The sequence below is a fragment of the Agrobacterium vitis genome (genome assembly GCF_013426735.1).
Taxonomy (GTDB): Bacteria; Pseudomonadota; Alphaproteobacteria; order Rhizobiales; family Rhizobiaceae; genus Allorhizobium; species Allorhizobium vitis_D.
The window spans coordinates 2,956,292-2,983,211 of record NZ_AP023272.1; the positions used below are offsets into that span (position 1 = coordinate 2,956,292).

General features: G+C 58.0%; 31 protein-coding genes. 26 read left to right on the forward strand and 5 right to left on the reverse strand.

Going from position 1 to position 26,920, the window contains the following annotated elements; all coding sequences use genetic code 11:
* Nucleotides 1–285 precede the first annotated feature (285 nt).
* The 10 genes from cysS to rarD all read left to right on the forward strand — a co-directional run bounded on the left by cysS (nucleotide 286) and on the right by rarD (nucleotide 7,986).
* On the forward strand, nucleotides 286–1,671 hold the full coding sequence (gene cysS, locus H1Y61_RS13795) for a cysteine--tRNA ligase (RefSeq protein ID WP_180572916.1): 1,386 nt from the start codon (nucleotides 286–288) through the stop codon (nucleotides 1,669–1,671).
* Between the two features lie 33 nt (nucleotides 1,672–1,704).
* Nucleotides 1,705–2,097, forward strand: a complete 393-nt coding sequence (locus H1Y61_RS13800) for a VOC family protein (protein WP_180572917.1) — start codon at nucleotides 1,705–1,707, stop codon at nucleotides 2,095–2,097.
* A gap of 81 nt (nucleotides 2,098–2,178) precedes the next feature.
* The gene (locus tag H1Y61_RS13805; RefSeq protein ID WP_322790773.1) at nucleotides 2,179–2,430 is read left to right on the forward strand and encodes an antitoxin; all 252 of its coding nucleotides are present in this window, start codon (nucleotides 2,179–2,181) and stop codon (nucleotides 2,428–2,430) included.
* Nucleotides 2,427–2,852: a type II toxin-antitoxin system VapC family toxin gene (locus H1Y61_RS13810; protein WP_015915484.1), complete on the forward strand. Its 426-nt coding sequence runs from the start codon at nucleotides 2,427–2,429 to the stop codon at nucleotides 2,850–2,852. The genes H1Y61_RS13805 and H1Y61_RS13810 overlap by 4 nt, the downstream gene beginning before the upstream one ends.
* A 3-nt stretch (nucleotides 2,853–2,855) precedes the next feature.
* Nucleotides 2,856–3,344 carry a GFA family protein gene (locus H1Y61_RS13815; protein WP_174110420.1) on the forward strand — a complete coding sequence of 163 codons (489 nt, stop codon included), beginning with the start codon at nucleotides 2,856–2,858 and terminating at the stop codon, nucleotides 3,342–3,344.
* Nucleotides 3,341–3,808: a GFA family protein gene (locus H1Y61_RS13820; protein ID WP_180572918.1), complete on the forward strand. Its 468-nt coding sequence runs from the start codon at nucleotides 3,341–3,343 to the stop codon at nucleotides 3,806–3,808. Before H1Y61_RS13815 ends, H1Y61_RS13820 begins: the two co-directional genes overlap by 4 nt.
* Nucleotides 3,805–4,317 carry a GFA family protein gene (locus tag H1Y61_RS13825; protein ID WP_180572919.1) on the forward strand — a complete coding sequence of 171 codons (513 nt, stop codon included), beginning with the start codon at nucleotides 3,805–3,807 and terminating at the stop codon, nucleotides 4,315–4,317. Before H1Y61_RS13820 ends, H1Y61_RS13825 begins: the two co-directional genes overlap by 4 nt.
* Nucleotides 4,310–5,275, forward strand: a complete 966-nt coding sequence (gene pip / locus H1Y61_RS13830; RefSeq protein WP_174110418.1) for a prolyl aminopeptidase — start codon at nucleotides 4,310–4,312, stop codon at nucleotides 5,273–5,275. Before H1Y61_RS13825 ends, pip begins: the two co-directional genes overlap by 8 nt.
* A 23-nt stretch (nucleotides 5,276–5,298) precedes the next feature.
* A complete protein-coding gene (gene cimA, locus H1Y61_RS13835) occupies nucleotides 5,299–6,915 on the forward strand; it encodes a citramalate synthase (RefSeq protein WP_180572920.1) in 1,617 nt (538 codons plus the stop codon).
* Nucleotides 6,916–7,062: 147 nt separating this feature from the next.
* Nucleotides 7,063–7,986 carry an EamA family transporter RarD gene (gene rarD / locus H1Y61_RS13840; protein WP_180572921.1) on the forward strand — a complete coding sequence of 308 codons (924 nt, stop codon included), beginning with the start codon at nucleotides 7,063–7,065 and terminating at the stop codon, nucleotides 7,984–7,986.
* Here rarD and H1Y61_RS13845 read toward each other — a convergent pair.
* Nucleotides 7,975–8,595 (reverse strand): LOG family protein, encoded by a 621-nt coding sequence (locus H1Y61_RS13845; protein ID WP_180572922.1) that lies wholly within the window; start codon nucleotides 8,593–8,595, stop codon nucleotides 7,975–7,977. The two genes, rarD and H1Y61_RS13845, sit on opposite strands and share 12 nt — an antisense overlap.
* A gap of 349 nt (nucleotides 8,596–8,944) precedes the next feature.
* Between H1Y61_RS13845 and H1Y61_RS13850 the strand changes: the two genes are divergently transcribed.
* The 5 genes from H1Y61_RS13850 (at nucleotide 8,945) to H1Y61_RS13870 (ending at nucleotide 15,160) form a co-directional block, all read left to right on the forward strand.
* Nucleotides 8,945–10,927: an Ig-like domain-containing protein gene (locus H1Y61_RS13850; protein ID WP_180572923.1), complete on the forward strand. Its 1,983-nt coding sequence runs from the start codon at nucleotides 8,945–8,947 to the stop codon at nucleotides 10,925–10,927.
* Nucleotides 10,928–11,104: 177 nt separating this feature from the next.
* Nucleotides 11,105–12,991 (forward strand): ABCB family ABC transporter ATP-binding protein/permease, encoded by a 1,887-nt coding sequence (locus tag H1Y61_RS13855; RefSeq protein WP_180572924.1) that lies wholly within the window; start codon nucleotides 11,105–11,107, stop codon nucleotides 12,989–12,991.
* Nucleotides 12,992–13,112: 121 nt separating this feature from the next.
* A complete protein-coding gene (locus H1Y61_RS13860; RefSeq protein ID WP_015915474.1) occupies nucleotides 13,113–13,811 on the forward strand; it encodes a phosphatidylserine decarboxylase in 699 nt (232 codons plus the stop codon).
* Between the two features lie 37 nt (nucleotides 13,812–13,848).
* A complete protein-coding gene (locus H1Y61_RS13865) occupies nucleotides 13,849–14,757 on the forward strand; it encodes a CDP-alcohol phosphatidyltransferase family protein (RefSeq protein ID WP_180572925.1) in 909 nt (302 codons plus the stop codon).
* A 244-nt stretch (nucleotides 14,758–15,001) separates the two neighbouring features.
* The gene (locus H1Y61_RS13870; RefSeq protein WP_174110412.1) at nucleotides 15,002–15,160 is read left to right on the forward strand and encodes a hypothetical protein; all 159 of its coding nucleotides are present in this window, start codon (nucleotides 15,002–15,004) and stop codon (nucleotides 15,158–15,160) included.
* Nucleotides 15,161–15,182: 22 nt separating this feature from the next.
* On the opposite strand, the gene H1Y61_RS13875 is transcribed toward H1Y61_RS13870, so the two are convergent.
* Nucleotides 15,183–15,938 (reverse strand): SOS response-associated peptidase, encoded by a 756-nt coding sequence (locus H1Y61_RS13875; protein ID WP_180572926.1) that lies wholly within the window; start codon nucleotides 15,936–15,938, stop codon nucleotides 15,183–15,185.
* A 95-nt stretch (nucleotides 15,939–16,033) separates the two neighbouring features.
* On the opposite strand from H1Y61_RS13875, the gene H1Y61_RS13880 reads away from it, so the two are divergent.
* The 7 genes from H1Y61_RS13880 to H1Y61_RS13910 all read left to right on the forward strand — a co-directional run bounded on the left by H1Y61_RS13880 (nucleotide 16,034) and on the right by H1Y61_RS13910 (nucleotide 20,334).
* Nucleotides 16,034–16,474 carry an NUDIX hydrolase gene (locus H1Y61_RS13880; protein WP_180572927.1) on the forward strand — a complete coding sequence of 147 codons (441 nt, stop codon included), beginning with the start codon at nucleotides 16,034–16,036 and terminating at the stop codon, nucleotides 16,472–16,474.
* A gap of 69 nt (nucleotides 16,475–16,543) precedes the next feature.
* Nucleotides 16,544–16,978: a TIGR02301 family protein gene (locus tag H1Y61_RS13885; RefSeq protein WP_235680738.1), complete on the forward strand. Its 435-nt coding sequence runs from the start codon at nucleotides 16,544–16,546 to the stop codon at nucleotides 16,976–16,978.
* A gap of 99 nt (nucleotides 16,979–17,077) precedes the next feature.
* Nucleotides 17,078–17,335 carry a hypothetical protein gene (locus tag H1Y61_RS13890; protein ID WP_015915468.1) on the forward strand — a complete coding sequence of 86 codons (258 nt, stop codon included), beginning with the start codon at nucleotides 17,078–17,080 and terminating at the stop codon, nucleotides 17,333–17,335.
* Between the two features lie 17 nt (nucleotides 17,336–17,352).
* A complete protein-coding gene (locus H1Y61_RS13895; protein WP_174082351.1) occupies nucleotides 17,353–18,129 on the forward strand; it encodes a hypothetical protein in 777 nt (258 codons plus the stop codon).
* Between the two features lie 177 nt (nucleotides 18,130–18,306).
* Nucleotides 18,307–19,146, forward strand: a complete 840-nt coding sequence (ygfZ, locus tag H1Y61_RS13900; RefSeq protein WP_180572929.1) for a CAF17-like 4Fe-4S cluster assembly/insertion protein YgfZ — start codon at nucleotides 18,307–18,309, stop codon at nucleotides 19,144–19,146.
* Nucleotide 19,147: 1 nt separating this feature from the next.
* A complete protein-coding gene (locus H1Y61_RS13905; RefSeq protein WP_180572930.1) occupies nucleotides 19,148–19,795 on the forward strand; it encodes a YfbR-like 5'-deoxynucleotidase in 648 nt (215 codons plus the stop codon).
* Nucleotides 19,792–20,334: a tyrosine phosphatase family protein gene (locus H1Y61_RS13910; protein ID WP_180572931.1), complete on the forward strand. Its 543-nt coding sequence runs from the start codon at nucleotides 19,792–19,794 to the stop codon at nucleotides 20,332–20,334. The genes H1Y61_RS13905 and H1Y61_RS13910 overlap by 4 nt, the downstream gene beginning before the upstream one ends.
* 249 nt (nucleotides 20,335–20,583) lie before the next feature.
* Here the strand turns inward: H1Y61_RS13910 and H1Y61_RS13915 are convergent, their stop codons facing one another.
* Nucleotides 20,584–21,204, reverse strand: coding sequence for an EF-hand domain-containing protein (locus tag H1Y61_RS13915; RefSeq protein WP_060715901.1), 621 nt, complete (start codon nucleotides 21,202–21,204; stop codon nucleotides 20,584–20,586).
* Nucleotides 21,205–21,565: 361 nt separating this feature from the next.
* Between H1Y61_RS13915 and H1Y61_RS13920 the strand changes: the two genes are divergently transcribed.
* The 3 genes from H1Y61_RS13920 (at nucleotide 21,566) to H1Y61_RS13930 (ending at nucleotide 23,860) form a co-directional block, all read left to right on the forward strand.
* Nucleotides 21,566–22,210 carry an HD domain-containing protein gene (locus H1Y61_RS13920; RefSeq protein ID WP_180572932.1) on the forward strand — a complete coding sequence of 215 codons (645 nt, stop codon included), beginning with the start codon at nucleotides 21,566–21,568 and terminating at the stop codon, nucleotides 22,208–22,210.
* A 4-nt stretch (nucleotides 22,211–22,214) separates the two neighbouring features.
* Entirely contained in the window at nucleotides 22,215–23,066 is an 852-nt protein-coding gene (locus tag H1Y61_RS13925) for an MOSC domain-containing protein (RefSeq protein ID WP_180572933.1), read from the forward strand.
* Between the two features lie 530 nt (nucleotides 23,067–23,596).
* Entirely contained in the window at nucleotides 23,597–23,860 is a 264-nt protein-coding gene (locus tag H1Y61_RS13930) for a hypothetical protein (RefSeq protein WP_070167428.1), read from the forward strand.
* On the opposite strand, the gene recO is transcribed toward H1Y61_RS13930, so the two are convergent.
* Entirely contained in the window at nucleotides 23,779–24,573 is a 795-nt protein-coding gene (recO, locus tag H1Y61_RS13935; protein ID WP_180572934.1) for a DNA repair protein RecO, read from the reverse strand. The two genes, H1Y61_RS13930 and recO, sit on opposite strands and share 82 nt — an antisense overlap.
* Nucleotides 24,574–24,828: 255 nt before the next feature.
* On the opposite strand from recO, the gene H1Y61_RS13940 reads away from it, so the two are divergent.
* A complete protein-coding gene (locus H1Y61_RS13940) occupies nucleotides 24,829–25,920 on the forward strand; it encodes an AbrB family transcriptional regulator (protein WP_409363984.1) in 1,092 nt (363 codons plus the stop codon).
* A gap of 12 nt (nucleotides 25,921–25,932) precedes the next feature.
* Here H1Y61_RS13940 and era read toward each other — a convergent pair whose 3' ends face one another.
* Nucleotides 25,933–26,916 carry a GTPase Era gene (era, locus tag H1Y61_RS13945; RefSeq protein ID WP_071204731.1) on the reverse strand — a complete coding sequence of 328 codons (984 nt, stop codon included), beginning with the start codon at nucleotides 26,914–26,916 and terminating at the stop codon, nucleotides 25,933–25,935.
* Between the last annotated feature and the right edge of the window lie 4 nt (nucleotides 26,917–26,920).

Sequence of the window (26,920 nt, forward strand, 5' to 3'; positions counted from 1 at the left end):
AATGGCCCGAAATCAAGGCCGCAGCGTGCGCTTGTCGATGGGATAAAGCAAAAATTTTTCACGACGACGTAAAAACCGGCAGAGACCGACCAGAAGGCGCAAAAATCCGTTGACCAAAAACCGGGGTCGGGTCATAAAGCCAGCCATGAAAACGAGCACCTGCATTATCTGCTGGATCATTATTCGCTAGCGCATTCGCTGGCCCGGCCGTTTTCGTCTCTTGTAAAAGTCCCAGATGACAAACGCTTCGGTCCAGCCGGGTTTATACACGTCTGGGAGACTGACATGGCCGAGGGCCTCAAGCTTTACAATACACTGACGCGCAGCAAGGTCGATTTCACCCCGATCGACCCCAAAAACGTGCGCATGTATGTCTGCGGCCCAACGGTTTATGATTTTGCCCATATCGGCAATGCCCGGCCCGTGATTGTCTTTGACGTGCTCTACCGGCTGCTGCGGCATATTTACGGCGAAAACCACGTCACCTATGCCCGCAACATCACCGACGTCGATGACAAGATCAATGCACGGGCGCTCAGGGATTTTCCCGACCTGCCGCTGAATGAGGCGATTGCCAAGGTGACGCAAAAGACGGCGGATCAGTTCCACGCCGATGTGGCGGCACTCGGTAACTTGCCACCGACCATCGAGCCCCGCGCCACCGACAATATCAGCCAGATGATCGACATCATCAGCACACTGATCGCCAAGGGCCATGCCTATGTGGCCGAAGGCGAAGTGCTGTTCGATACCCGGTCCATGGCGGCTTATGGTCAGCTCTCCAAGCGCAATCTGGATGAGCAACAGGCAGGTATCCGCATTGCTGTCGAGGCCCATAAAAAGCATCCCGGTGATTTCGTGCTGTGGAAGCTCTCGAGCGATCACGAACCCGGCTGGGACAGCCCTTGGGGTCGTGGCCGTCCCGGGTGGCATATCGAATGCTCGGCCATGTCGAAGCGCTATCTAGGCGAGGTTTTCGACATTCACGGCGGCGGGCTGGACCTGATCTTCCCCCACCACGAAAACGAAATCGCCCAATCCTGCTGCGCCAACGACACCAGCGTGATGGCCAATATGTGGATGCATAATGGCTTCGTGCAGGTGGAAGGCCGCAAGATGTCGAAATCCGATGGCAACTTCTTCACCATCAACGAATTGCTGGACACAGAGAATTTCGGCGGTCGGAAATGGCCGGGCGAAGTGCTGCGGCTGGCGATGCTGATGACGCATTACCGCGAGCCGATTGATTTTTCGGTGAAGCGATTGGAAGAAGCGGAGCGGCTGATTGCCAAATGGCCAACTGGTGAGGCAGGTGATGCTGCACCAGATCAAAGCGTGCTGGATGCACTGACGGATGACCTGAACACGGTGGCCGCCGTGCAGGCCCTTCATGCGCTTGCATCTGCGGCCAATAGCGACCCATCCAGGCTTCCGGCCTTCGTTGCCAGCGCCGCTTTGCTTGGGCTCACGGCAAAGAAGGCGGAGGTCAATGAGGATCTCTCTGCCGCCATCGACGCCCTTGTCGAGATGCGCCTCGAAATGCTGAAGACCAAGAACTTTGCCGAGGCCGACAAGATCCGCGATGATCTTTTGGCAAAGGGCATTCAGTTGAAAGACGGAAAGAGCAAGGACACCGGTGAGCGCGTGACCACTTGGGAGGTCAAGCGGTAACGCAAACAGAGCAGCGAGGCGGGAGCGACATCCATGATCGATCACATGAATATCAAGGTTGCCGATTTTGAACGTGCAAAGGCTTTCTATGACGCGGCCTTTGCGCCGCTTGGCGCGTCGCTGCTCTACATGGTGCCGGCGGAATATTCCAACGGCGTGAAAATGGGCGGCTATGGGCGTGAAAGACCCGTCTACTGGCTTCATGAAGGAACGCCGCCCGCTGCCTATCATCAGCACATTGCGTTTACGGCCAATAGCCGGGCGGAAGTGGATGCGTTTTACAGCGCCGCAATTGCCGCCGGCGGAAAAGACAACGGCCCGCCCGGCCTGCGCCCGCACTACCATCCAGACTATTATGGGGCCTTTGTGTTTGATCTGGATGGCAACAATATCGAGGCCGTTTGTCACAAAAGCGAAGATGCGTGACCACGAGGGAGGTCAAGCGCTGATTTGCATGGAGCACTCGATTGGCATATGCTAAGGCCTATGCCAGTGATGGAGGCAAATATGAGTATGGAGCAGGAAAGACATGTGCGGGTGTTCAAGAACGGTCGCAATCGCGCCGTCCGCATCCCCGTGGAATTCGAATTTCCGGGCGATGAAGTGATCATGCGCAAGGAAGGCGACCGGATCATTATTGAGCCTGTCAACGACAAGAAGCAAAACCTGATCGAGTGGCTGCGTAGTCAGCCGCCTATCGAGGAGGATTTTCCCGATTTTGATCTGATTGAACCACCGCCGAGACCAGTCGATTTATGATAACCGCGCGCTACATGCTCGACACCAATATTATCTCTGATGTGGTGCGAAATCCTATGGGCAGGGCGGCAGACGTTATGCATGGCCTCAACCGTGACGATATTTGCCTGAGTTCAATTGTTCTGTCGGAAATCCTGTTTGGCATACAGCGCAAAGGCTCCGAGCGGCTTACTCGTTTGGTTGAAGGGGTCTTGGAAAGGATCGCTGTCATTGCCTATGATGATTTGGCGGGCCGTCATTATGCTGAGATTCGCACCGCCTTGGAAAAACAGGGAACACCTATCGGCGCAACCGACCTGTTCATCGCCGCCCATGCGCTGTCGCTGGATATGGTTCTGGTCACCAACAATACCCGTGAATTTGCCCGCGTACCCGGGCTGAAACTGGAAAACTGGCTCGAAACCGCACATGAGGGGCAATAGGCCATGGCAGAGACAATCCACACCGGCGGTTGCCAATGCGGAGCCATCCGGTTTCGCGTCAACGGCGTTCTGAAAGACTCATCGATCTGCCATTGCCGCATGTGCCAGAAGGCGTTCGGGGCCTATTATGCACCGCTGGTCTCGGTGCGAGGGGTAGACTTTCAGTGGACACGGGGCGAGCGCAAGATGTTCCGCTCCAGCAATGTCGTGTCGCGCGGCTTCTGCGGCGATTGCGGCACACCCCTGACCTATGAGGCCCCGGATGGCATGGCGGTTGCGGCAGGCGCTTTCGATGATCCATCCACCCTGCCCCCGGTGCAGCAATTCGGGACAGAAGGGAAAATAGGCTTCGTCGATCACCTGCATGAATTGCCGGGCAATCCGACAGAAGAAGACCTTGATGAGTTTCCATTCCTCGATGGCCTCGTCTCCTACCAGCACCCCGACCACGATACCGACACCTGGCCAACCGAAAGCGGAGCAAAGCCATGAGCGAGATTTTTTCCGGTGGCTGCCAGTGTGGCGCGGTGCGGTTTCAAGCGGCCAAGCTGGGGCGGCCTTCCATCTGTCATTGCCGCATGTGCCAAAAGCAATTCGGTGGCTTTTTTGGCGCTTTTGTTACCGCCGATCAGGCCCATCTGACCTGGACGCGCGGCCAGCCAAAATTGTTTCGCTCGTCTGCCAAGGTCAAGCGTGGCTTTTGTGAAAAATGCGGCACGCCGCTAACCTACCAGCATCCCACCGGGGTAGAGATCGCCATCGGTGCGTTTGACAATCCCGCCGCCTTTGAGCCTGCCATTCAGGTCAATCACCACAAGCGCCTGCCGTGGATCGATACGCTGCTTGAAAAGCCGGTCTATAACAGCCCGGAATACGAGGCGTTTTTCGACTCCATCGAATCCTGGCAGCACCCGGATTTCGACACGCAAGTCTGGCCAGTGGAGGATGACGCATGAAAGTTCAACCCCTACATGGCGGTTGCCAATGCGGCGCGGTGCGCTATACCGTGAAACCGTCGATGAGCAGCAAACCGCCAATCGGCAATCCGCATATCTGCCATTGCCGCATGTGCCAGAAGGCTTCGGGCAATTATTTCCTGCCGCTCGGCTCGGTCAGCCGTGACCTGTTTCAGCTGACCCGCGGTACCCCGCAGTGGTTTCAGTCATCCGATCTGGTACGGCGCGGCTTTTGCGCCGCTTGCGGCACGCCGCTGTTTTTCGATATTCCTGAGGCCGATTTCATCAACATCACGCTCGGCTCACTGGACGATCCAGCCAGCGTCAAGCCCGTCGAACAGGCCAATCTGGATAGCAAAATGCCATGGTTTGCAGCCCTCGACACCCTACCGGTCGAGGCCAGCGAAGCCAATGCCGACTGGCTGGCGAAAGTGGCAGGCGCCACCCACCAACACCCGGACCATGACACCAGCGAGTGGCCAACCCATATGGGATCGCCCCATGACTGAGTTGCGCACCCTCTACCCTGAGATCGAACCTTTCGAGACCGGCTTTCTCGATGTCGGCGATGGCCACGTCATCCATTGGGAGCGGGTCGGCACCAGGGGCGCCAAGCCTGCGGTGTTTCTGCATGGCGGACCGGGTGGCGGCATCACTCCCAACCAGAGAAGGGTGTTCGATCCCGCTCTTTATGATGTGATCCTGTTTGATCAGCGCGGCTGCGGCAAATCCACGCCGCATGCCCATCTGGAGGCCAATACCACCTGGCATCTGGTCGCCGATATCGAGCGCTTGCGTGACATGATCGGTGTTGAACAATGGCTGGTGTTTGGTGGCTCCTGGGGCTCGACGCTGGCACTGGCCTATGCGCAGACCCATCCCGAGCGGGTTAGCGAATTGGTGCTGCGCGGCATCTACACGCTGACCAAGGCGGAACTTGACTGGTATTATCAGTTCGGCGTCTCCGAGATGTATCCGGACCGTTGGGAGCACTTCATCGCGCCAATCCCTGTCGAAGAGCGCCATGACATGATTTCCGCCTATCACCGCCGTCTGACCGGGGATGACAAGGAAGTGCAACTCGCCTGCGCCCGCGCCTGGAGCCAGTGGGAAGGCGCGACGATTTCGCTGATCCCTAATATCCAGCAGATCGAAAATTTCGGCGAGGACCATTACGCCATCGCCTTTGCCCGTCTGGAAAACCATTTTTTCATGAACCGGATCTGGATGGAAGACGGACAATTGCTGCGCGATGCCCATAAGCTGAAAGGCATTCCGGGCGTGATCGTGCACGGTCGCTATGACATGCCCTGCCCGCTACGCTATGCATGGGAATTGTCCAAACTCTGGCCGGATGCCGATTTGCACATTGTCGAGGCCGCAGGCCATGCCATGAGCGAACCTGATATTCTCGACCAATTGATCCGCGCCACCGACCGTTTTGCCGGAAAAATCCAAAACACATAAGAATTGGCCTTTGGGAGGCACTCATGAGCCGCGAAAAAATCACCCTGTTCGACACCACGCTGCGTGATGGGCAGCAGACGCCCGGCATCGATTTTTCCGTGGAAGACAAGATTGCCATTGCCGCCATGCTGGATAATTTCGGGCTGGACTATGTCGAAGGCGGCTATCCCGGCGCCAATCCGACCGACACGGCGTTTTTCTCAAAGAAACGCACCAGCCGCGCCCGCTTCACGGCGTTTGGCATGACCAAACGCGCCGGAATTTCCGCTTCCAACGATCCGGGCCTGAGCCAGCTTTTGCAATCGAAAAGCGATGCCATCTGTCTGGTGGCGAAAAGCTGGGATTACCATGTGGCAGTGGCGCTTGGCTGCACCAATGAGGAAAACCTCGACTCGATCCGCGACAGCGTCAAGGCCGTGATGGCTGCGGGCAAGGAAGCGCTGGTGGATTGCGAGCATTTCTTCGACGGCTACAAGGCTAATCCCGATTATGCGGTGGCCTGTGCCAAAACCGCCTATGAGGCCGGTGCGCGCTGGGTGGTGCTGTGCGACACCAATGGCGGCACCCAGCCGCCGGAAATCCGCACGATCATTGCCAGTCTGATCGAGGCAGGTGTTCCCGGCACGTCGCTGGGTATTCACGCCCATAATGATACCGGCCAGGCCGTTGCCAATTCGCTGGCCGCCGTGGAGGCTGGTGTGCGCCAGATTCAAGGCACCCTGAACGGCATTGGCGAGCGCTGCGGCAATGCCGATCTCACCACCATCATTCCAACGCTCTGTCTGAAGAAGACCTATGCCGACCGGTTCGAGACGGCCATCGACCTCGAAAAGCTGGTGGAATTGACCCGCCTCTCGCATGCCTTCGATGAGCTGTTGAACCGCTCTCCCAACCATCAGGCTCCCTATGTCGGCGCTTCGGCCTTCGCCACCAAGGCTGGCATCCATGCCTCGGCGCTGTTGAAGGACCCGAAAACCTATGAGCACGTGGAGCCGGGTCTGGTGGGCAATTTCCGCAAGGTCATGGTCTCCGATCAGGGCGGCAAGGCCAATTTCATCAACGAGTTGAAACGCCGCGGCATCACGGTTGCCAAGGACGACCCGAAGCTGGACCGGCTGATCGAGATCGTCAAGCAGCGCGAAGCGACAGGCTATGCCTATGAAGGGGCCGATGGCAGTTTCGAACTTTTGGCGCATCGCACCCTCGGCACCGTGCCGGAGTTTTTCGCCGTCGAGAGCTTCCGGGTGATGATCGAGCGCCGGTTTGACAGCAATGGCAATTTGAAAACCGTGTCAGAAGCCGTGGTGAAAATGGTGATCGACGGGCAGACGGTGATGTCGGTCGCCGAAGGTGACGGCCCGGTCAACGCATTGGACATTGCTCTTCGCAAGGATCTCGGCAAATTCCAAAGCGAAATAAAAGATCTGGAACTGGCCGATTTCAAGGTCCGTATCCTCAATGGCGGCACCGAAGCCATTACCCGCGTGCTGATCGAATCCACCGATGCCAGCGGCGCCCGCTGGTGGACGGTAGGCGTATCGGAAAACATCATCGACGCCTCGTTCCAGGCCTTGATGGACGCCATTGTCTATAAGCTGATGAAAAACCGCCAATTGGCCGGGCGGATTGCGGCGGAATAAGCCAAAACCGTCTTGATCTGCTTTCCAGTTTTCGAACATTGACATGGTCGCATTCACCAAACTCACTGATCCTTCAATGGAATGAATTTGCCGTTTGCGTCCTGAAGGCGTATCGGCAGGAAAAACAGCAATGGGATCGGACACATCATGAGCGAGGTTGCAGCGCCAGCGGGCGAAAACCGCGATAGCCTGCGGGGCTTTCTTTTTGCGCTTTCAGCCTATCTACTCTGGGGTTTTCTGCCCCTTTACATGAAGGCAGTCGCACATATTCCGCCCATGGAAGTGATCGCCCATCGGGTGCTCTGGTCCATTCCGGTCGCCGGTCTCGTTCTTCTGGTGCTGCGGCGCACCGATGACCTGAAGCGAGCGCTGCGCAATCCGAAAATGATCGGCATGGCGGCAATCACCGCCTGCCTGATCAGCATCAACTGGGGCATTTATGTCTGGGCCATTGGTGCAGGCCATGCGCTGGATACGGCGCTTGGCTATTTCATCAATCCGCTGTTTTCCATTCTGCTTGGTGCCGTGCTGCTGAAGGAAAAACTGAAACCGGCGCAAATGGCGGCGCTGGCTTTGGTGGTGGTCGCCGTCGTTATCCTGACGGTCGATGCCGGACGCCTGCCGCTGATCGCCCTCAGCCTTACCTTTTCCTGGGGTTTTTATGCGTTTTTCCGCAAGACGCTGCCGATTGGCCCCAATCAGGGCTTTCTGCTGGAAGTGCTGCTGCTGTCACCTTTCGCCCTGGCCTACCTGATCTATCTCGGCGTGACCGGACAGTCGCATTTCCTGGGGTCGCCGGATGCCAGCATGTTCAACAATACCGTGCTACCGGCCTTGAGCGGGTTGGTCACGGCCGTGCCGCTGATCCTCTACGCCAATGGTGCCAAGCTCCTGCGTCTCTCCACCATCGGCATCATGCAATATATCGCCCCGACGATGATTTTCCTGATCGCCGTCTTCCTGTTTCGCGAGGAATTCAGCACCGCCAAGGCCATTGCCTTCCCGCTGATCTGGGTGGCACTGGTCATCTATACCTTACCGATGCTGAAACGGCGCCGATCAGAGCTTTGACAACATCTCAGCATCGCCGGAGATGCGACCGAGTTCTTCCCAGCGATCGACAATCGTCGGCACGATGGCCTCGATCTCGTCAATCACCAGCGGCTGGACCTTATGGCCGGTATGGACGAAGCCCTCCTGGCGCATGTGCGTGATCAGCTCCAGCATCGGGTCCCAGAAACCGTTGACATTGGCAAAGACCATCGGCTTTTCATGGCGGCCAAGCTGGCCCCAGGTCATGATCTCGACGATTTCCTCTAGCGTACCGATACCGCCCGGCAAGGTGACGAAGGCATCGGCGCGCTCGAACATCTTGTGCTTGCGCTGATGCATATCCTCGGTGATGATCAATTCGTTCAACTGACCAAGAGAATGGCGTGTGGCTTCCATATCGACCAGAAATTCGGGTATGATGCCCGTCACTTGGCCACCCGCATCCAGCACGCCGCTGGCAACGGCACCCATGATGCCCTTGGTGCCGCCACCATAGACGAGGCGCAGGCCATGAGCGGCAATCGAGTGGCCAAGTGTGCGGCCCGCAGCCATGTAATCGGGATCGCGCCCGGGCCGTGAGCCACAATAAACGCAGATGGATCGAATCGAAGAATGGTTTTCTGTCATACGTTTAGAATGGCCATCGCGGCCCGCTGACGTCAATAAAATTAACGAAAACTCCAGGAAGCCTATGAACAAACCGGGTTCATCGCTTGTGCAGCGATTAAGGAAACGTTACTGCATAAACTCTTAAATCCCAATGGATGTAAGAGATCGGACCAAAATGCGGGACGCGATTTTTGGAAAATCCGATGGAAATGCCAAATCCGTAGTACCGCAGCGGTCTGCGGTTTTGAGCATGGGCCATGCAGTGGGGACAGAACTTTTGAGCGTCCTTCATGGGGTATTCATACCCCATGGCGCTCTATCAGTTTCAAGGGATATGGCGGAATAATCCGCCCGGAGACGTTGGACTATGAAAAACCGTGCCGGTTGGCTGGCTCTCGGCGTGCTTGCCATTGCGACAGTATTGATGGTGTTTTTCGTGCTTCCGCAAATTGGCGGCACAAAGAAGACAGCAGAAACACCTGCTGCCCCGGCTGAACAGGCGGCGACGCCCGAAGCGTCCGGGCCGTCCTCACCCACGCCTGCCCCCGATGGCCAGGCCGCCGCCAAGATGCAGCGTCTGACCAAGGCCGCAGAGCAATCGGTGGCCGCTTTGGAAAATCTGTTTGCCGATCAGAAAACCCCGGCACCCGAACTTTACGCCACAGCCCGTATTGCTGCATTGACAGCCCTGAAAGCCCTATCGGATGCCGATCTTCCCGCCGGAATCGAAGCAGGCCTTGTAAACAGTCTCACCAAGGCCAAGGCCTCGGCAGCCCATGCCTTGCAATTGATCGCCAAACTGCCCGCCTCCCCGCAGGATGCCGCCGCCATGATCGCCAATATCGGTCGGGCCATGCGCGGCGAACCGGAAGTGGCTATCGATCCAGACATGCCGCGTTTTGACGTGCTGCGTGTTGAAAAAGACGGCTCGACTGTCATCGCCGGCAGTGCGGCACCGGGTGCCAAGGTCGAGGTCCATGACGGCTCCAACAATATTGCCAGTGCCACCGCCTCTCCAAACGGTGACTTCGCCATCGTGCTCGACAAGCCCTTGTCACCCGGCGATCATTCTCTGGATTTGAAAGCCACGACCAAGGAAGGCAAGACCATCGGGTCTGAGGAGCAAGCCACGGTTTCCGTCCCGGCCGACCCATCCGGTGACGTGCTGGCCATGGTGACCAAGCCCGGCGAAGCCAGCCGGCTGATCAGTGGCCCGCAACAGGATCAAGTCCCGCCAAAGGATCAGGGCCAGCCACAGGCTGCGGAACAGATCAATGGTGTAGACAAACAGGGGCGCGTCGCCGCTGCTACGCCCACAACGACGCCTGGATCTGCGTCCACCCCATCCTTGTCCGCTGCCGATTTACAGATCACCGCGGTCGAGCTTGAAGGCGACAAAATTTTCGTAGCAGGCAATGCCCAGAAGGGCCGCACCGTGACCGCCTATGCCGATGGCAAGCAGATCGGCTCGGCGGATGTCGACCAGAAGGGGCATTTCGTGGTCGAAGGCCAGATGCCGCTTTCCGTCGGCCAGCATATCATCAGCGTCGATCTGAAGGATGCCAATGGCAGGGTCACACTGCGCGCGTCCGTGCCGTTCAACCGACCGGAAGGCGATCAGGTTGCGGTTGTCGCACCGGAAGCCCAGCCCGGCGCCGCCAGCAGCACCGTCAGCCCGGCCACCGTCGATAGCAACCTGTTCGACCGGCAGCGCGATACACTCGCGAAGTCCTTCACGCTGCTCAGCAACCTGTTTGCCGATGGCAAGACACCGACGCTGGAAAGCCTGGCGGCATCGCGTTCGGCGCTGGAATTTGCTCTGAAGGCGGTTGCGGATTTCCGCCCGACCCCCAGCACTGACCAGACCGCCAGCGCCTTCATGGCGCGCATGGCAGACCAGGCTGACAAGGCTCTGGTGGTCCTCAAACAAGTGCCGACCGCTTCGGTCACGGCGATGGCCAATGCCTTGCCGACCCTCAAGTCGCTTGTCGATGCGGCGCTGGAACCCATGCCGGCCAAAATTGCCGCAGCGCAAGCCGCAGCGACGCAAAACCCGGCACCAGCCCTCGCACCAACCGATGGCACATCGCCGCCAGTGCTGAGCCAGGCACCGCTGACCGAAAGCAAGAATGCGGTGATCATCCGCCGGGGCGATACGCTCTGGCAGATTTCCCGGCGGGTCTATGGCCAGGGCGTACGCTACACGACGATCTATGTCGCCAATGCCGAACAGATCAGTAATCCCGACCTGATCGAGCCCGGCCAGACCTTCACCGTGCCGGATCAATCCATGCCGGATGACGAGGCCGAGAAAATCCACCGCAAATGGATGCGGGAGCACAAGCGATAGGCTGAAACACCGTCAAGGACTGGGCTGAACACGTCCAGTCCTTGCCTCTCTCGCTCATATTGCCTATATCAGCGACGACCAAAGGCGGCCCCAGGGTCGCCTTTTTTGTGCCGCCTCTCAGGGTGGCTCTCCGGAAACCGACCGCGCTTCCACCAGCCCGCGCGCAGGACATAGAGCATGCATCAGAAAGTCAAAACGGTTTCGGCCGAAAGCAGCAATCCGTGGCGCACCATCGTCAATCTCTGGCCCTATATGTGGCCAGCCGAGCGCCTCGATCTGAAAATGCGGGTGGTCTGGGCAAGCCTGTTCCTGGTGATCGCCAAGCTGGTCCTGATGCTGGTGCCCTATTATTTCAAATGGGCCACTGATGCGCTCAATGGCAAGATGGATGCGACGGGCGTGCTGCCTGCCTTCATGCTGTCGGCGGTGATGCTGGTGATTGCCTATAATCTGGCCCGCATCGTGCAGATGGGCATCAACCAGTTCCGCGACGCGCTGTTTGCCAGCGTCGGCCAATATGCCGTGCGGCGGCTGGCGCATATAACCTTTCTGCACATGCACCAATTGTCGCTGCGCTTCCACCTGGAGCGCAAGACCGGTGGCTTGTCGCGGATCATCGAGCGCGGCACCAAGGGCATCGAGACCATCGTCCGCTTCACCATTCTCAACTCCATCCCGACGCTGATCGAATTTGCCCTGACGGCGGTGATTTTCTGGTGGGGCTACGGGTTTTCCTATCTGGCGATCACCGCCGTCACCGTCGCCGTCTATGTCTGGTTCACCGTCAAGGCTTCGGACTGGCGCATCGCCATCCGCCGCTCGATGAATGACAGCGATACCGACGCCAATGTCAAAGCCATCGACTCGCTGTTGAATTTCGAAACGGTCAAATATTTCGGCAACGAAGACATGGAGGCCCGCCGCTTCGATGCCTCCATGGCCCGCTATGAAAAGGCTGCCACCCAGGTCTGGACCTCTCTCGGCTGGCTGAACTTCGGCCAGGGGCTGATTTTCGGTGTGGGCATGACGGTGATGCTGGTGTTTTCGGCGCTGGCCGTACAGCGCGGCGAGCAGACCATCGGCGACTTCGTCTTCGTCAACGCGCTGCTGTTGCAGCTTTCCGTGCCGCTGAATTTCATTGGCATGCTCTACCGCGAAATCCGCCAGGGCCTGACCGATATCGAACAGATGTTCGATCTTCTGGCGGTAGAGCCGGAAGTGCGCGACGCGCCTGATGCGAAGCCGCTTGCCATCGCCAAGGGCGCTATCACCTTCGAAAACGTGCATTTCTCCTATGACCCGGCAAGGCCGATCCTGAAGGGAATTTCCTTCACCGTGCCGGAGGGCAAGACAGTGGCCGTCGTCGGCCCATCGGGCGCTGGCAAATCGACAATTTCACGGCTGCTCTACCGGTTTTACGATGTGCAGCAGGGCGCGATCCGCATCGACGGGCAGGATGTCCGCGATATCACGCAGACGTCGCTGCGCGCCGCCATCGGCATGGTGCCGCAGGATACGGTGCTGTTTAACGATACCATCGCCTATAATATCCGTTATGGCAGGCCTGAGGCCAGCGACGCCGAGATGGAAGCCGCCGCCGACATTGCCCAGATCAGCCGCTCGATCCGTGAACTGCCGCAGGGCTACAAGACCATGGTCGGTGAGCGCGGCCTGAAACTGTCGGGCGGCGAAAAGCAGCGCGTCGCCATCGCCCGCACCGTGCTGAAATCCCCGCCTATCCTCATTCTCGATGAGGCGACCTCGGCGCTCGACACCACGACCGAGCAGGATATCCAGGCTGCCCTAGACATTGTATCGCAAAATCGCACCACTTTGGTTATCGCCCACCGGCTATCGACCGTGATCGGCGCCGACGAAATCATCGTTTTGAAAGCGGGCGAAATCGCCGAGCGTGGCACCCACGCGGAACTTCTCGCCCAAAACGGCCTTTACGCCTCGATGTGGAACCGGCAGCGGGAGGCGACCCAGGCAGAAGAGCATCTGCGCCAGGTGCGCGAAAGCGACGATCTCGGTGTGGTCACGCGCCTGCCGCCTGCTGTGTGATCGGCATGTATAAAAGTGCGGCGGCTTTCCCGTGCGGGACCTCAATAAGGCCCGGCATTGCCCCTGAACACGTTTCGCGGTAGTCACGTCATCAATAGAGTTTTCAGGAGAAGTCCTACCGATGTCCTTGTTCGATACGATCCGCAATACCCTCGTCCCCGTGCATAAGGAAGGCTATATTTTTGTCGGCGCTTTCTTCGTCGGGTCGCTGGTGCTCGGATGGATCTGGGAGCCGCTGTTCTGGGTCGGCCTGCTGCTGACACTATGGTGCGCCTATTTCTTCCGCGACCCGGAGCGCCTCACCCCGCAGGATGACGATCTGGTGGTCAGCCCAGCCGATGGCCGCGTGTCGATGATCCAGATGGTCATCCCGCCGGAAGAGTTGCAGCTGTCGAGCGACCCGATGTTACGCATCTCGATCTTCATGAATGTCTTCGATGTCCATATCAATCGCGCCCCGGTACGCGGCGCAATCCGCCAGGTTGTCTACCGCGAAGGCAGTTTCCTGAATGCCGAACTGGACAAGGCCAGCACCGACAATGAGCGCAACTCGCTGGTCATCGACGGCCCGCGCGGCGCCATCGGCGTGGTGCAGATCGCAGGCCTCGTGGCCCGCCGCATCCTGTGCTGGTCGGTGCCGGGCCAGGCGCTCGGGGTTGGCGAACGTTTCGGTCTGATCCGATTTGGTTCGCGACTGGATGTCTACCTCCCAGCCGGCGCCGAGCCCCGCGTCGCGGTTGGCCAGCGTTCGATTGGTGGTGAAACCGTGATCGCAGAATATGGTTCGGCAAAGGGCCCAGTCATCAGCCGCCGCAGCTGAGACGATTTTTGCAAGCCATAACGGAGACAGGTCAGCCATGAACAGCGACACGCCGCAGCATCAGGCACACCCTTCGCAAGAGCATGAGGGACCGAAAACACAGGCGGATGAGAATCAGCCGGGCCAGCAGGAGGTCAACGAGGCTTCACGCGGGCCTCGGCTGCGGGAAATTCCCCTGCGGCTGATGATTCCGAACCTGATTACCGTTTTGGCCATATGCGCCGGTCTGACCGGCGTCCGCCTGGCCTTCGAAGGACGTTTCGAGCTTGCGGTCGGCATGGTGCTGGTCGCCGCTTTTCTCGATGGCATCGACGGACGCATCGCCCGCCTGATGAAAGCCACATCGAAATTCGGCGCACAGATGGACTCGCTTGCCGATATCGTCAATTTCGGCGTGGCGCCCGGTCTGGTTCTGTATGTCTATATTCTGGATCAGGCCCGATCCTTCGGCTGGATCGCCGCGCTGATCTTTGCGATATCAGCAGGCCTGCGGCTTGCCCGCTTCAACGTGATGGACGAGCGCGCCATCAAAGCCCCTTGGCAAAACGCCTATTTCGTCGGCGTTCCGGCACCGGCTGGCGCGCTTCTGGTCATGCTGCCGATCTACCTCGGCTTTCTGGGTGTGGAAGCGACGCCCGGATTTGCCTTTGCGTCCTCAGCCTATACGATGCTGATCGCCTTCCTGCTGATCAGCCGCTTGCCAGTCTGGTCCGGCAAATCTGAAAAAAAGGTCCGCCGCGATCTGGTTCTGCCCCTGACGATCGCCGTGGTGCTTTATGTCGCCCTGCTGATGAGCTTCACCTGGGAAGTGCTGTCGGTGACGGTCATTGTCTATCTCCTCTCCCTGCCCTTCGGCGCCCGTGCCTGGAAGCGGAAATACGGAACCTTGACCGTCATGGAAGACCACGACGACCATCACGGCGCCGGAATGGATCGAGGCCTTTAAAACCGGAAATTGTAAAACAGACTCACGAAAAGTAGCAGTCTTTGATTTAAATTAATTTGCATTGTTCACGAAAGTGTCATGATCTCTAAACCTGAGCAGCCCAAAAAGGACTGTTCTGGAGTTTGTCACGGGAAAAACGCAATCCGATTTTCTCGATAAGGACAGACTGAAACAAGGGAAATGCGTATCCCTCAGGTTGCAAGCAAACCTGACAGGCCGCAATGGAAACACTTTGGAGAACATCATGCCCGCCCCCCTGCAAACCCCCGCGCTCCTGCAAGCCAAAGAAGCCCCGCAACCGGCCAAACCGGAATTGAGCGACAATTACCGCCCAATCGGTTTGAAAGCGGTGATTGCCGCCGCTCTGATGTTGAAGCGAGCGCCGATCAAGAAAGTCGCTTGAGGACGTCCTTTTCCAATACCGTTCAAAACAGTGATAGCTGTTCAGAAGGCGGCTTAGGCTCGGCTTTCGGCATCGGGTTTTCGACGCGGACCTGCACATCCGGGCCGGTATTGGCGACCTTGTTGACCTTGTCGGAAACCGGAATGGCTTCGAACACGTCCTCGCCTGCCGGTTTCAACAGGTCAGCCACGTGGCGTGGCTCCTGGCGCTTGCAATCCAGCCAACGCTCGAAATCCTCCGGGCCGATCACGACAGGCATGCGGTCATGGATCGCTCGAATGGAGCGATTGGCACTGGTGGTCAGGATGGCGCCGGTATCGATTTCAGATCCATCAGCGGCGGCAAAGGTTTCGACCAGACCACCGAACGCGACAATACCGCCCTGGGTGGGGCGGATCCAGTAAGCCTGCGGTTTTTCACCGCTTTCCTTTGCTGGCCGATACCATTCGTAAAAGCCGGAGGCCGGGATCAAAACACGGCGATGGCGCATGGCACCGCGAAACGACACCTTCTTTTCCGCCGTCTCAGAACGCGCGTTGATCAGCAGTGGAAAATCATTCGGGTCTTTCACCCAGCCGGGCAGAAAACCCCAGCGCACCAGCAGCGCCCGCCTGCTCGGCAGGTTGCTGCCCACCACCGGCATCTCCCCATTACCAATCGTCAAGATCGGCTGGGTTGGAGCAATATTGAACCTCGGCGGAAAAGCCTCGAGTTCGTGTAGACCGAAGGCCTCCACGATCTCGTCAGGTGTCACGGTCAGGGCAAAACGTCCACACATGGTCTTGTCTTCGCAGTCACAGAGCCTATCGTCAAGCGACCTTGTAACCGCAGTCTGCCTGATGCATCGGGTCAGCAAAGAGAACGAGTAGCCGTATGACCGAGCAACCCGCCCCGGCTTTTTTCGCCCCCGCCTCTTCCGTCATCGTCATCCGCCAGGGCCAGTTGCTGCTGGTCAAGCGGTCAAAGCCACCAGCCGCCGATCTCTATGCCTTTCCTGGCGGACGGGGCGAACCTGGCGAAACACCGGAAGAGACCGCCTTGCGCGAACTGAAGGAGGAGACCGGACTATCGGCCCATGCGCCCAGTCTGTTTGCCAGCTACGACCTCTACCCGGACCCGGGCGGTCCCAGTCATCATCACTTCCGGCTTTCTGTTTTCCTCGTCACCCTGGACGATCCAGCGGCGGCAGCGGTCGCCCAAAGCGACGCCGCTGCGCTGGGCTGGTATAGCCCGGCAGAAATCCTGGATCTGCCCGCGCCACCCAGCGTGCGCGACTGCGTGGAAAAGCTGGTGGTGTGCGGTAAAGCAGCGTAAACGAAGGCGGGAATCGTGATAAGGTTGACGTTAATCCCGGCGAACCCGCCGGATATGCCACGGACATGTATGACCCGACCAATCCTGCTTTTTCCTGCCCTCTGTACCGTGTCCGTCCTTATGGCGGGACTTGCGGCGGCGGCAAGTGTTACGCCTCCAGCAAAGCTGCCCGGGGAGACTGCAACGCCTGCGCAAGAGGCAACGCCCTATGACGGACAGTTGAACCGGCTCTCGGAAATCCTGGGGACCGTGACCTATCTGCGCAATCTCTGCGCGGGCCAGCCGGAGCAGGAATGGCGGGCTGCGGCCGAAAAGCTCATCGCACTCGATGCAGGCACTGAACCGGCCCGCAAACAGATGCTGACAGCCGCCTATAACCGTGGTTATCGGGCCTTTGCCGCAGTGCATCCCTCTTGCACTTCTGCCGCTCGGGTGGCAGAAAGCCAGTATCGTGCTGAAGGCGCAACACTTGTTCGGGAAATGACGGCGCGCTTTGGAAATTAACCAATAATTCATCCGATTTAGCATTCGCCCGTGTCGTTTTGATAAAACACTGATAGAGTCGTTAACAGCTGAGTAAGTATCGCTTCGAGGACATGCAGAATGGAACCACGCCGCAACGAGATTGACGACATGATCGTTCATGAAAAGATGCAGGCTGCCCTCGAATATCAGAACGAGGCCTGGGCCGATGGCATGGCTGACGGCATCGAACCGGAAATCATTGCCGATGCGGCCATTGCACTTGCCATGCGCGAAACCATCCGCATTCATGGTGAAGATGGTGCGGAAGCCATGTTGGAGTCTTTGCGCGCCCGCATGCTGGCCGGTGAGTTTTCTCCCAAGCGAAGTGTTCAGTAAGTTTCAGAGGCAATAAGATGCGCAAGGCATGCCAGACCGGAGCAAAAGCAACCGGTCTCAAGAACAATGTAAAAACAATGTTGGTCTGCGGCTGGATGGCAAGCATTGCCGTTGTCGCTCTTCCCGGCAGCAGTTTCGCTCTGTCGGAATTACAGGGCGGCGCGAAGGATGCGGCGCAGCAGGGGCAGCAACCGCAAACCGGTCAGCAGCCGGGCCTGCCAACCGATAGCACCTCCGACCCGAAGAGCGCCCCCAGCGCCGAACCACAGCAGGCCACACCCGCCGACAAGGCGAAGGGTGCGGCTGCCGAAGCGGCCCCGCACACGCCTGTTGAGGTGATCTACGATATCAGCAAGGCGCCTGAACCGGTGCGCAAACTGCGCGAAAAGCTGGTTGAAGCCGCAGCCTCTGGCGATCCGGAACGGTTGCGCGCGCTTCTGGCGGGCGGCAACGATCCGACGGCTCTGGCGCTTGGCAATGACAATGGCGACCCGATCCAGACGATCAAGAGTGTTTCCGGCGATCCCGATGGCCTTGAAGTTCTGGCCATTATGCTGGACGTGCTGTCGACCGGCTTCGTCCATGTCAATGCCGGCACCCCGGAGGAAGCCTATGTCTGGCCCTATTTCGCCGAAAAGCCGCTGACAACGCTGACCCCACCGGAAAAGGTGGAATTGCTGCGGCTGGTGACAGCGGGCGATTTTGAAAACATGCTGGAAGTTGGCAATTACAATTTCTTCCGCATCGGCATTGCACCCGACGGCAAATGGAAATTCTTCACGGCAGGCGATTGATGGCCGAATGTTTGCCTTAAAGTTGTCAGGGAAAAGCCCAACCCGCTTTTCCCGACAAGGCAAACGGCGTCAAGGTATCTCACCTCGCGGCAATCGATTTTGCTGACGAGAAAAATGTGCAATCCACGGCTTCGCCCAATGCCGTCGTGGTTTCGTAAGATGTGATTGGATCGTCTCATGCCAGCCGTTTTTCTTGAAAACCGGGCTTTTCTAAAGGTCGCTGGAGCAGAGGCCGCGCATTTTCTCAACAATTTGCTGACAGCGGATCTCGGCCTTATCGAACCTGGGCAAGCCGCACCCTCGGCGTTGCTGACACCCCAGGGCAAGATCCTGTTTGACATGCTGGTTTATCCGCTGGCCGATGGTTATCTGCTGGAGGTGGCATCTGACGAGCAGGAGGCCCTGCTGCGCCGCCTGACGCTCTACAAGTTGCGCGCCGCCGTGACCCTAACCCCCGCTGAATTTTCCGGAGTAACGGTTATCTGGGACAACGTGCCGGCCGGAGCTTTTCAGGATCGTCGTTTCGCTGCTGCTGGTGAAACGGTCTGGCGCGTGCCGGGTCGCGTCAACTCGGCTGTGGATGATATCAGGCTTTATACAGCGTTGCGAATCAAGGCCGGGGTGGCCGAAGCGGGGCTCGACTATCCGCTTCAGGATGCCTATCCGCACGACGTATTGTTTGACCTCAATGGCGGCGTCTCCTTCAAGAAAGGCTGCTATGTCGGGCAGGAAGTGGTGTCGCGTATGCATCACCGCAAGATGGCCCGCCGCCGGATCGCCATCGTTTCTGCTGACACAGCCCTGCCTGCAACCGGCACCGAGCTTCGTGCAGATGGTAAGCCACTCGGCACACTCGGCACGGTTTTGGACACCATCGGATTGGCGATCCTGCGTATTGACCGCGCTGGCGATGCGATGGCAAACGGCACGCCTATTCTGGCCGGTGATCAAGCCGTGCGTCTGCACCTGCCCGCCTGGACCGGCCTGGATTTTCCTGCCGCGTCAGACGAGGACTGACATGCCCGCCGCCCCTCCTCCGATATCGGCGCGGGCTTGGCAGCGGATGCTGTCGGGCCGTCGCCTCGATCTTCTCGATCCTTCGCCGCTTGATGTCGAGCTCTCCGATATTGCCCATGGCCTGGCCCGCGTCGCCCGCTGGAATGGCCAGACGGTTGGCGACCATGCCTTTTCCGTGGCCCAGCACAGCCTTGTGGTTGAAGAGATTTTTCGCCGCTGCAATAGCAAATACAATGCCAACGACCTGCAAATGGCCTTGCTGCACGATGCCCCGGAATATGTGATCGGCGACATGATCTCGCCCTTCAAGGCGGTGGTGGGCGGCGGCTATAAGCTGGTCGAAAAGCGGCTGGAGGCGGCCATCCATCTGCGGTTTGGGTTGCCCTCGCATCCCACGGCCAGCCTGAAAAGCCTGATCAAGAAAGCCGATAGCATCGCCGCCTATTTCGAGGCCACCGAGCTTGCCGGATTTACCAGCGCGGAAGCCGTGCGGATCTTCGGCCAGCCGCGCCATATAACCGCCGACATGCTGCCGCTCAGCCCTATGCCAGCCATTGAAGCGCAGCGGCAATTCGCGGATCGTTTTGACGCCATCGAGCGGCTGCGTGAGGCAGAAAAACACAAAAAATCCGGTCCGGGTGCGCCATGACCTATTTCATCGTCAGTCCGCTGGCCCGCCTTGCCGAGATGGCGGTGCGCCATAAGGCGAAAGAAATGATCAGCCTGCTGGCCAAGGGGCAGGATTTTCATCGCCCCGCAGTGATTTCACCGGGCCGGCACCTGACGCTTGCGCTGAACGATATTACCTTTGCCGGTAGAGGCGACCTCATCGCTCCGCAAGATGTGCATGTGGAACAGATCATTCATTTTGTGAAGGATTGGAACCAGACTGCGCCGCTGCTGATCCATTGCTGGATGGGGGTATCACGCTCTCCAGCCGCGGCCTTGATTGCCAGCCTCGCGCTGCATCCCGAACAGGACGAAGAAGCGCTGGCGCTAGGCTTGCGGGCCGCGTCGCCGTTTGCAACGCCCAATATCAGGATGGTGGAGATTGCCGATACCTTGCTTTCACGCGGGGGGCGCTTCGTTGCGGCGATGAAAAAACTAGGCCGTGGCCAGGATGCCGATGGCAATGCGCCGTTTGTGCTGCCAATTCTAGCAGCCGATCCAGTTTCCAGCTCTGCTTGATACGGATGAGCGCTCGATCCGAGGGATCTATAAATCAGCGTTGAGGGGAATAAAGAAGAAATAGATTTGTAAAGCCCGAAATGGGTTCAATCGGCATAGGCATCATGTCTCCATGCCGTTTGTTTGCAAGTAGCGGCCCTCCTGGGCAGCATTCAGCCTCATGGCTGCTATAACGATTTCCCAGTCTCAAGCATAGAACGATCAGTCCCAAAGCCTTGTACCGGGATGGCCGGGTGCGATAGTGACCCGTCAGGCAGCGGCGGTTTGTCCGGTCGTATCGGTTTCGTCGGCAGTGCCGCCAGCGGAACGATAGGCATTAATGACCGAGCTCATCTGGCTGAACACATCATCCATGGACATGCTGTCTTCACTACCACTGCTGTCACCGGACATCATGCTGCTAAGGCTCTGCATGTCGCCCATACCACCCATACCGCCCATCATCATCGGAGGGGGCATTTTACCGTCAGGCTGCATCTGGTCTTCGGTCACATAGCCAGCATCTTCCGAGTCAATGGCCTCGAACATCTTGGTCGAATCTTCCTCAGACACATCCTCCGGACGTGCATTGACAAATTCTTCCTTGGTTACTTTTCCATCGCTATCAGTGTCGATGGACTTGGTTGCATTCTGGTCGGTGGACGTCGTGTCGCCACGGGACAGTTCCATCGCCATAAGGTCACTGGAAAGCTGCGAGGATGTGCTGTTGGCGGCACTGTCGCTCAGAACGGTCGGATCCTGAGTTCTGGTAGAGCCTGAAGATTGTTCTTCCGCAGAAACGACACCATCGCCATTGGTGTCCAGGCTGGATGTCGATCCTACATTGTAAGACGATACGGAAGAAAGAGACGCTGAAGAAACGCTCGTCATTGAAAACCCCTGTCTAGGTTGTTTCTATTTTTATAGCGCCATTTACACGCAAGACAGGAAGGCGCTGAGCGTTGACTATCGTGATTTGGGGCCTTTCGTCAAAAGGCATTTGTTATAGGTGATAATTTGTATGAGCTCAAGAATACCCCCATGAATACCGGGGGTTCCGAAGGTTGGATTGAAAAACGCTCAGGCATAGCCCCGCAGGATCAGGAAAAATTGCGTCCTTGCTTGCTGTTTTACCCATCGCGGAGGCCAGGGCAAAATCATGCGATTTTGAGGGTGGATTTATCCTTCAATCTCAGTGGATTTGGGCAATGATACAGCAGAGCCGACTGATTCCCTGCGAGAAGATGCCCCGATGATCACCACAGCCTTCGCCCCTCATGACGATCTTGCCAAATGGCTCCTGCCGCATGCCATTGAGGGCAATGACGGCTCGCATGACGCTGCCCATATTTTGCGCGTGTTCAAAAACGCCATGCGCATTCACGCGATCGAAGGCGGCGACAGTCAGGTTCTTGTCGCTGCCGTGCTGCTGCATGATTGCGTCCCCATGGAAAAGAACGCACCCAACCGTGCGGATGCGTCCCGCCTTGCCGCAAAGAAAGCTGAAACAATCCTGGCTGACGACAGACAATGGCCAGCGAGCAGCATCCAAGCGGTATCCCACGCAATCCTCACCCATAGTTTTTCAGCCAATCTTGCACCCGAAACACTGGAAGCAAAAATCCTGCAAGATGCCGACCGGCTGGATGCCATCGGGGTAGTCGGGGCGGCGCGCTGTTTCTACATTGCCGGGCGGCTAGGCTCCGGCCTTTACGATCCAGCCGATCCGAAGGCCTTACAACGCCCGCTGGACGACAAGCGCTTTGCCATCGACCATTTTCAGACCAAGCTTTTCAAGCTGGCGGATGGCTTCCAGACCCCGACCGGGCAACATATGGCGCACGAGCGCCATACCCGCCTACAGGCAATTTTCAGCGATTTTCTTGAGGAGATCTGATTCGATGTTTCTCTCCGACCTTTGCATCTATCCTCTAAAAAGCGCGCGCGGCATTGCCCTGGGCCAAGCCGACATTCGTCCCGAGGGTCTTTGCCGCGACCGCCAGTTGATGCTGGTGGAGCCCTCAGGGCATTTCGTCACCCAACGAGAGCTGCCGGAACTGGCCCGGCTGGATGTGCGTCTGGATGGGGAGTTTTTACAACTGCAACTCGATGACGGTCGCAGCATTAGCCTGTCACTGAAAAGTTTTACCAGCCGCAAATCGGTCACGGTCTGGCGGTCATTGGTTGATTCGGCCCTGGCTGATCCCGCCGTCAACGACACCTTGTCGCAATGGTTCGGCAGGCCGCTCGAACTAGTTCTGTTCGATGAACGGGCCTCGCGCCTGGCCAATGCAGACTGGGCCGGACCGGACACGCCCGTCACCTTTGCCGATGGCTATCAGGTGTTGATCACCACGATAGCCTCGCTCGACGCGCTGAATGCCGATATGGAATCCCATGGGGAAGGCATGGTTGCCATGGACCGCTTCCGGCCCAATATCGTCATCGACGGCGCACTGCCCTGGGAGGAAGACCAATGGGCCAGCATCGCCATCGGCGGATTACGCTTCGATCTCGTCAAGCCCTGCACCCGCTGTATCATGACAACACAAGATCAAAAGACTGGATCGCGCTCCGGCCCCTCGCCGCTTGCTGCCATGGGACGGCTTCGAATGTCAGGCGATAAGCGCGTTCCCGGTCCGCTGTTCGGCTGGAACGCTGTTCCCCGCGCCATCGGCACACTGCGCCTTGGCGATACTGTCGAGGTGCTGGAGAGGCGACCGGAAGGCATCGAACTTAGGAAACGCCGGTAAACCGTTCTCTTAACCGACAGATATTTTGCATAAAAGTCCAATATTTCAATTTTAACGGGAATTTTTTCTGGCTTTTTGCGACTGCGCAGATTTTGCCGCAATGCGAACGCTATTTTCCGAAATGGGGCATGTGGGATTCATTTTGCCATGAAACCTTCATATTCAATCGATCACAAAAATATATTTTGTTTTTGATTGGAGCGCCATTGACGGATCGACCCATTGATCTTACCTTCAACGCTGTCGAGAAGGTGGCGCTACACGCTACCAGGATCTGTCAATCGGACAGGAAATCCACCGACACGTGTTCAATCTAGAGCCGGTTCCATAACCGGCTCCCTGGCAAGGAGGTAAAGCATATGCGCAGACTATCGCACCATGCGGCGCGCTCCTCGCATCTATGCCCGCTTGGCGTGAGAGGCGTTATGATGATGTCTTTCATTTGCTGTCGAATGTGACGCGTTCTTAAAACAAGACACCACAATTGATCGACTATTGGCCTGCGTATCAAAGCGGGCGGGGATATGACTATGGAAAAACAAGTTATCGAATATGCCGGTGTGCCGGTTGGAATCAGCGTCCCGGAAGGCAACCGGGTCAAGTTCATCGCCGTGAAATTTCCAGTCATCGATCTGGACGGCGGCGTTTACAGCAATGTCACCGAACTGCAACGCGCCATCCGCACGCATATGAAAAAATCCGACGAGAATGCCTATGGCACCCTCACCGGTTTCGGGGCAGCTCCACCCAGCGCAATCTCATCCGGCGTCTCCAAGGCTTTCAGCGCCGCCTGACAGAAACCATCGCGCGCGGCTCCAGCCGTGAGCCCGCGCGGTTCATACACATGTCTTTGTAGAAAATAACCGGTGAGCCGGAAGGCCTGTTGCAGGGCCTGCGCATCGGCCTGTTTGTTTTTGCCGACGAACGGCTCCGGTTGCAGGAAAACCGGAAGAGTAAGAAGGCGATCCGCATAGGGCAGACCGGCGGCGTAGGAAACCGCCCTTCCCGTTTTCGGCGAGACGAAAACCAGATCCTGACGCCCACCGGTGGCTGCGCAGGCCGTCAGGTCCAAGCCGAAACCAAGATCGTTCAGGATTGCCAGTTCAAAGCGGATGAACAATTCGCCTGCCGACGCTGGCTCATGCAGGTGATCGAGAATAATATTCATCGCTTCATACAAATGCCCATGCGGCTCGCGCTCCGGCAGCAGCCGCAGCAGAGACGCAAGCGCCTGCACACCATAGACCGCCGTGGCCGAACTCATCAGATGACCAGCCCGCAACTGCAATGGTTCGACGCGGAAATCTCCTAGATGTTCTTCCAGCCGCGCCCGCCAGGTAACTTCCACAACATTGCCCGGCTGCAACACCGGCTGCATGGTGCGTGATCGCCCGCCCCGCACCAGACCGAGATGGCGGCCCCGCGCCAATGTCATCATTTCGGCAATGACGCTGGTTTCGCCATGCCTGCGTACACCCAACACTATTGCCTGATCGGTCCATTCCATGGATTGTTTTTATACCAGAGCGATAATTTTCGCCCATAAAAAATCAACATCCGTCCATCGATCCCGCTGCAAGCCAGCTACGCGCTTGGCCGCCGGCAGCATAGCAGCCATGCGAGAGCCTTCGCGCCAGAATTTCGCATGGCGTTGACGAGAAGATCACCCTATACAACAACCCGGCCTTTCAACCTGCGGCAGACTTCACTTCAACGCCGTATCCCTGGTTCAAATCCCGCAAGACGGCATGACATGACCCCAATGGACACGAAAAACACCGAACCCGCCTTGGGCGATGGCCGGCTGACAACGCTTCCGTCCGCGCTTAAATGGATGCTACTACTGCTCTTGTCACTGCTGGTGGCTGGGGCTTTGGAATATGTCCGCTTCCCGGCAGCGCTTCTGCTAGGGCCGATGATCGCCGCTATCGTGTTTGCCACCAATGGCGCAAGACTTTCCCTCCCGCGCCCACCCTATATTGCCGCCCAGGCGCTGGTGGGCTGCATGATCGCCGAATCGCTGAATGGCGATATCTTGCGGCGGTTCTTGCAGGATTGGCCGCTGTTTATCGGCGCGACGCTGTCGGTGATCGCACTCAGTTCACTGCTCGGCTATATCATGGCGAAGCGCCAGGTTCTGCCGGGAACCACGGCAGTCTGGGGCAGTTCCGCCGGAGCGGCCTCGGCCATGGTGCTGATGGCGGAAGCTTACGGCGCAGATACGCGGCTGGTTGCCTTCATGCAATATCTGCGGGTGGTCTGCGTGGCCTCGGCGGCGGCGGCCATGGCGGCCTTCGTTTTCAATATCGCCGGAGCGGAGCCGCCACCCCTGGTGTTTTTTCCTGAAATTGATTGGCAAGCGCTGGCCCTGACGCTGGCAATTACCGCTGCGGCCACTGCCGCTGGTCACTATCTGAAAATCCCGGCAGGCACGATGCTGGTGCCCATGCTGGTTATGGCCGTGCTGAATTCTTTCGGGCTGGTGAAGATCGAACTGCCGCTCTGGCTGCTGGCCGTGGCCTATGCCATGGTCGGATGGCGCATCGGGCTGGCCTTCAGCCGCCGTCTTTTGCTACATGCCGCCAAGGCTGCACCCCAGGTTGCCCTGTCGATCCTGATCCTGATTTCCTTTGGCGGCTGTCTGGCTTTTCTGCTGTGGTATCTGCTCGGCGTCGATCCGCTGACCGCCTATCTCGCTACCAGCCCGGGCGGGTTGGATTCGGTGGCGATCATTGCCGCCACCACCCATGTGGACCTGCCCTTCGTGCTGGCCCTGCAAACCGCACGCTTTCTGATGATCCTGGCGCTCGGCCCGTCGATTTCAAAGTTTATCGCCAACCGGATCAAGGGATAGAGCGAAAAGCGTTTAGTCCCTCGGAAATTCCAGGCCCATCTCGCGGAACCGTTCGGGATCGTTGCCCCAGTTTTCACGAACTTTCACGAACAGGAACAGGTGAACCGTCTGTTCGAGAATTTCCGACATTTCCTTGCGCGAACTGGTGGAGATCGACTTGATGGCATCGCCATTCTTGCCAAGCACGATCTTCTTCTGGCTGTCGCGCTCGACATAGATCACCTGCTCGATCCTGACCGAGCCATCCTTGCGCTCTTCCCATTTCTCGGTTTCGACATGAGAAGAATAGGGCAATTCCTGATGCAGGCGCAGGAAGAGTTTTTCACGGGTGATTTCCGCCGCCAGTTGGCGCATCGGCAGGTCGGAAATCTGATCCTCAGGATAATACCAGGGGCCTTCCGGCAGGTAATCGGCCAGATAATCCATCACGTCCTGGCAACCGGAACCGTTGGTGGCTGAGATCATGAAGGTACGCTCAAACTTCACCGCCTCGTTGGCGGTGGAGGCCAATTTCAACAGGTCTTCATGACGAACCTGGTCGATCTTGTTCAGCACCAGGATTTTCGGCTGATGCACATCTTTCAATGCTTCCAGAATGGCTTCGCCATCGCCGCGCAATCCGCGTTCACTGTCGATCAGCAACAGGATCACGTCAGCATCCTTGGCCCCGCCCCAGGCGGATGTCACCATGGCGCGGTCCAGCTTGCGGCGTGGCTTGAAAATGCCGGGCGTGTCCATGAAGACAATCTGCGCATTGTTATGGATGGCGATGCCGCGCATGACGGCGCGCGTCGTCTGCACCTTGTGGCTGACGATCGACACCTTGGCACCCACAAACCGGTTTACCAGGGTTGACTTGCCGGCATTGGTGGGACCGATCAAGGCAACGAAGCCAGAATGGGTTGGCCGAACAACAGCTGCATCTTCGGCCACGGTGCCAGCGACGGTGTCTGCGATCTGGCCATCGCCAGCCGGTTGGTTTTCATGCTCGGTCATTGTC

Coding starts and splice junctions, on each gene's coding strand:
- cysS (WP_180572916.1), top strand. CDS start 286: ATGGCCGAGGGCCTCAAGCTTTACAATACACTGACGCGCAGCAAGGTC.
- H1Y61_RS13800 (WP_180572917.1), top strand. CDS start 1,705: ATGATCGATCACATGAATATCAAGGTTGCCGATTTTGAACGTGCAAAG.
- H1Y61_RS13805 (WP_322790773.1), top strand. CDS start 2,179: ATGAGTATGGAGCAGGAAAGACATGTGCGGGTGTTCAAGAACGGTCGC.
- H1Y61_RS13810 (WP_015915484.1), top strand. CDS start 2,427: ATGATAACCGCGCGCTACATGCTCGACACCAATATTATCTCTGATGTG.
- H1Y61_RS13815 (WP_174110420.1), top strand. CDS start 2,856: ATGGCAGAGACAATCCACACCGGCGGTTGCCAATGCGGAGCCATCCGG.
- H1Y61_RS13820 (WP_180572918.1), top strand. CDS start 3,341: ATGAGCGAGATTTTTTCCGGTGGCTGCCAGTGTGGCGCGGTGCGGTTT.
- H1Y61_RS13825 (WP_180572919.1), top strand. CDS start 3,805: ATGAAAGTTCAACCCCTACATGGCGGTTGCCAATGCGGCGCGGTGCGC.
- pip (WP_174110418.1), top strand. CDS start 4,310: ATGACTGAGTTGCGCACCCTCTACCCTGAGATCGAACCTTTCGAGACC.
- cimA (WP_180572920.1), top strand. CDS start 5,299: ATGAGCCGCGAAAAAATCACCCTGTTCGACACCACGCTGCGTGATGGG.
- rarD (WP_180572921.1), top strand. CDS start 7,063: ATGAGCGAGGTTGCAGCGCCAGCGGGCGAAAACCGCGATAGCCTGCGG.
- H1Y61_RS13845 (WP_180572922.1), bottom strand. CDS start 8,595: ATGACAGAAAACCATTCTTCGATTCGATCCATCTGCGTTTATTGTGGC.
- H1Y61_RS13850 (WP_180572923.1), top strand. CDS start 8,945: ATGAAAAACCGTGCCGGTTGGCTGGCTCTCGGCGTGCTTGCCATTGCG.
- H1Y61_RS13855 (WP_180572924.1), top strand. CDS start 11,105: ATGCATCAGAAAGTCAAAACGGTTTCGGCCGAAAGCAGCAATCCGTGG.
- H1Y61_RS13860 (WP_015915474.1), top strand. CDS start 13,113: ATGTCCTTGTTCGATACGATCCGCAATACCCTCGTCCCCGTGCATAAG.
- H1Y61_RS13865 (WP_180572925.1), top strand. CDS start 13,849: ATGAACAGCGACACGCCGCAGCATCAGGCACACCCTTCGCAAGAGCAT.
- H1Y61_RS13870 (WP_174110412.1), top strand. CDS start 15,002: ATGCCCGCCCCCCTGCAAACCCCCGCGCTCCTGCAAGCCAAAGAAGCC.
- H1Y61_RS13875 (WP_180572926.1), bottom strand. CDS start 15,938: ATGTGTGGACGTTTTGCCCTGACCGTGACACCTGACGAGATCGTGGAG.
- H1Y61_RS13880 (WP_180572927.1), top strand. CDS start 16,034: ATGACCGAGCAACCCGCCCCGGCTTTTTTCGCCCCCGCCTCTTCCGTC.
- H1Y61_RS13885 (WP_235680738.1), top strand. CDS start 16,544: ATGACCCGACCAATCCTGCTTTTTCCTGCCCTCTGTACCGTGTCCGTC.
- H1Y61_RS13890 (WP_015915468.1), top strand. CDS start 17,078: ATGGAACCACGCCGCAACGAGATTGACGACATGATCGTTCATGAAAAG.
- H1Y61_RS13895 (WP_174082351.1), top strand. CDS start 17,353: ATGCGCAAGGCATGCCAGACCGGAGCAAAAGCAACCGGTCTCAAGAAC.
- ygfZ (WP_180572929.1), top strand. CDS start 18,307: ATGCCAGCCGTTTTTCTTGAAAACCGGGCTTTTCTAAAGGTCGCTGGA.
- H1Y61_RS13905 (WP_180572930.1), top strand. CDS start 19,148: ATGCCCGCCGCCCCTCCTCCGATATCGGCGCGGGCTTGGCAGCGGATG.
- H1Y61_RS13910 (WP_180572931.1), top strand. CDS start 19,792: ATGACCTATTTCATCGTCAGTCCGCTGGCCCGCCTTGCCGAGATGGCG.
- H1Y61_RS13915 (WP_060715901.1), bottom strand. CDS start 21,204: ATGACGAGCGTTTCTTCAGCGTCTCTTTCTTCCGTATCGTCTTACAAT.
- H1Y61_RS13920 (WP_180572932.1), top strand. CDS start 21,566: ATGATCACCACAGCCTTCGCCCCTCATGACGATCTTGCCAAATGGCTC.
- H1Y61_RS13925 (WP_180572933.1), top strand. CDS start 22,215: ATGTTTCTCTCCGACCTTTGCATCTATCCTCTAAAAAGCGCGCGCGGC.
- H1Y61_RS13930 (WP_070167428.1), top strand. CDS start 23,597: ATGGAAAAACAAGTTATCGAATATGCCGGTGTGCCGGTTGGAATCAGC.
- recO (WP_180572934.1), bottom strand. CDS start 24,573: ATGGAATGGACCGATCAGGCAATAGTGTTGGGTGTACGCAGGCATGGC.
- H1Y61_RS13940 (WP_409363984.1), top strand. CDS start 24,829: ATGGACACGAAAAACACCGAACCCGCCTTGGGCGATGGCCGGCTGACA.
- era (WP_071204731.1), bottom strand. CDS start 26,916: ATGACCGAGCATGAAAACCAACCGGCTGGCGATGGCCAGATCGCAGAC.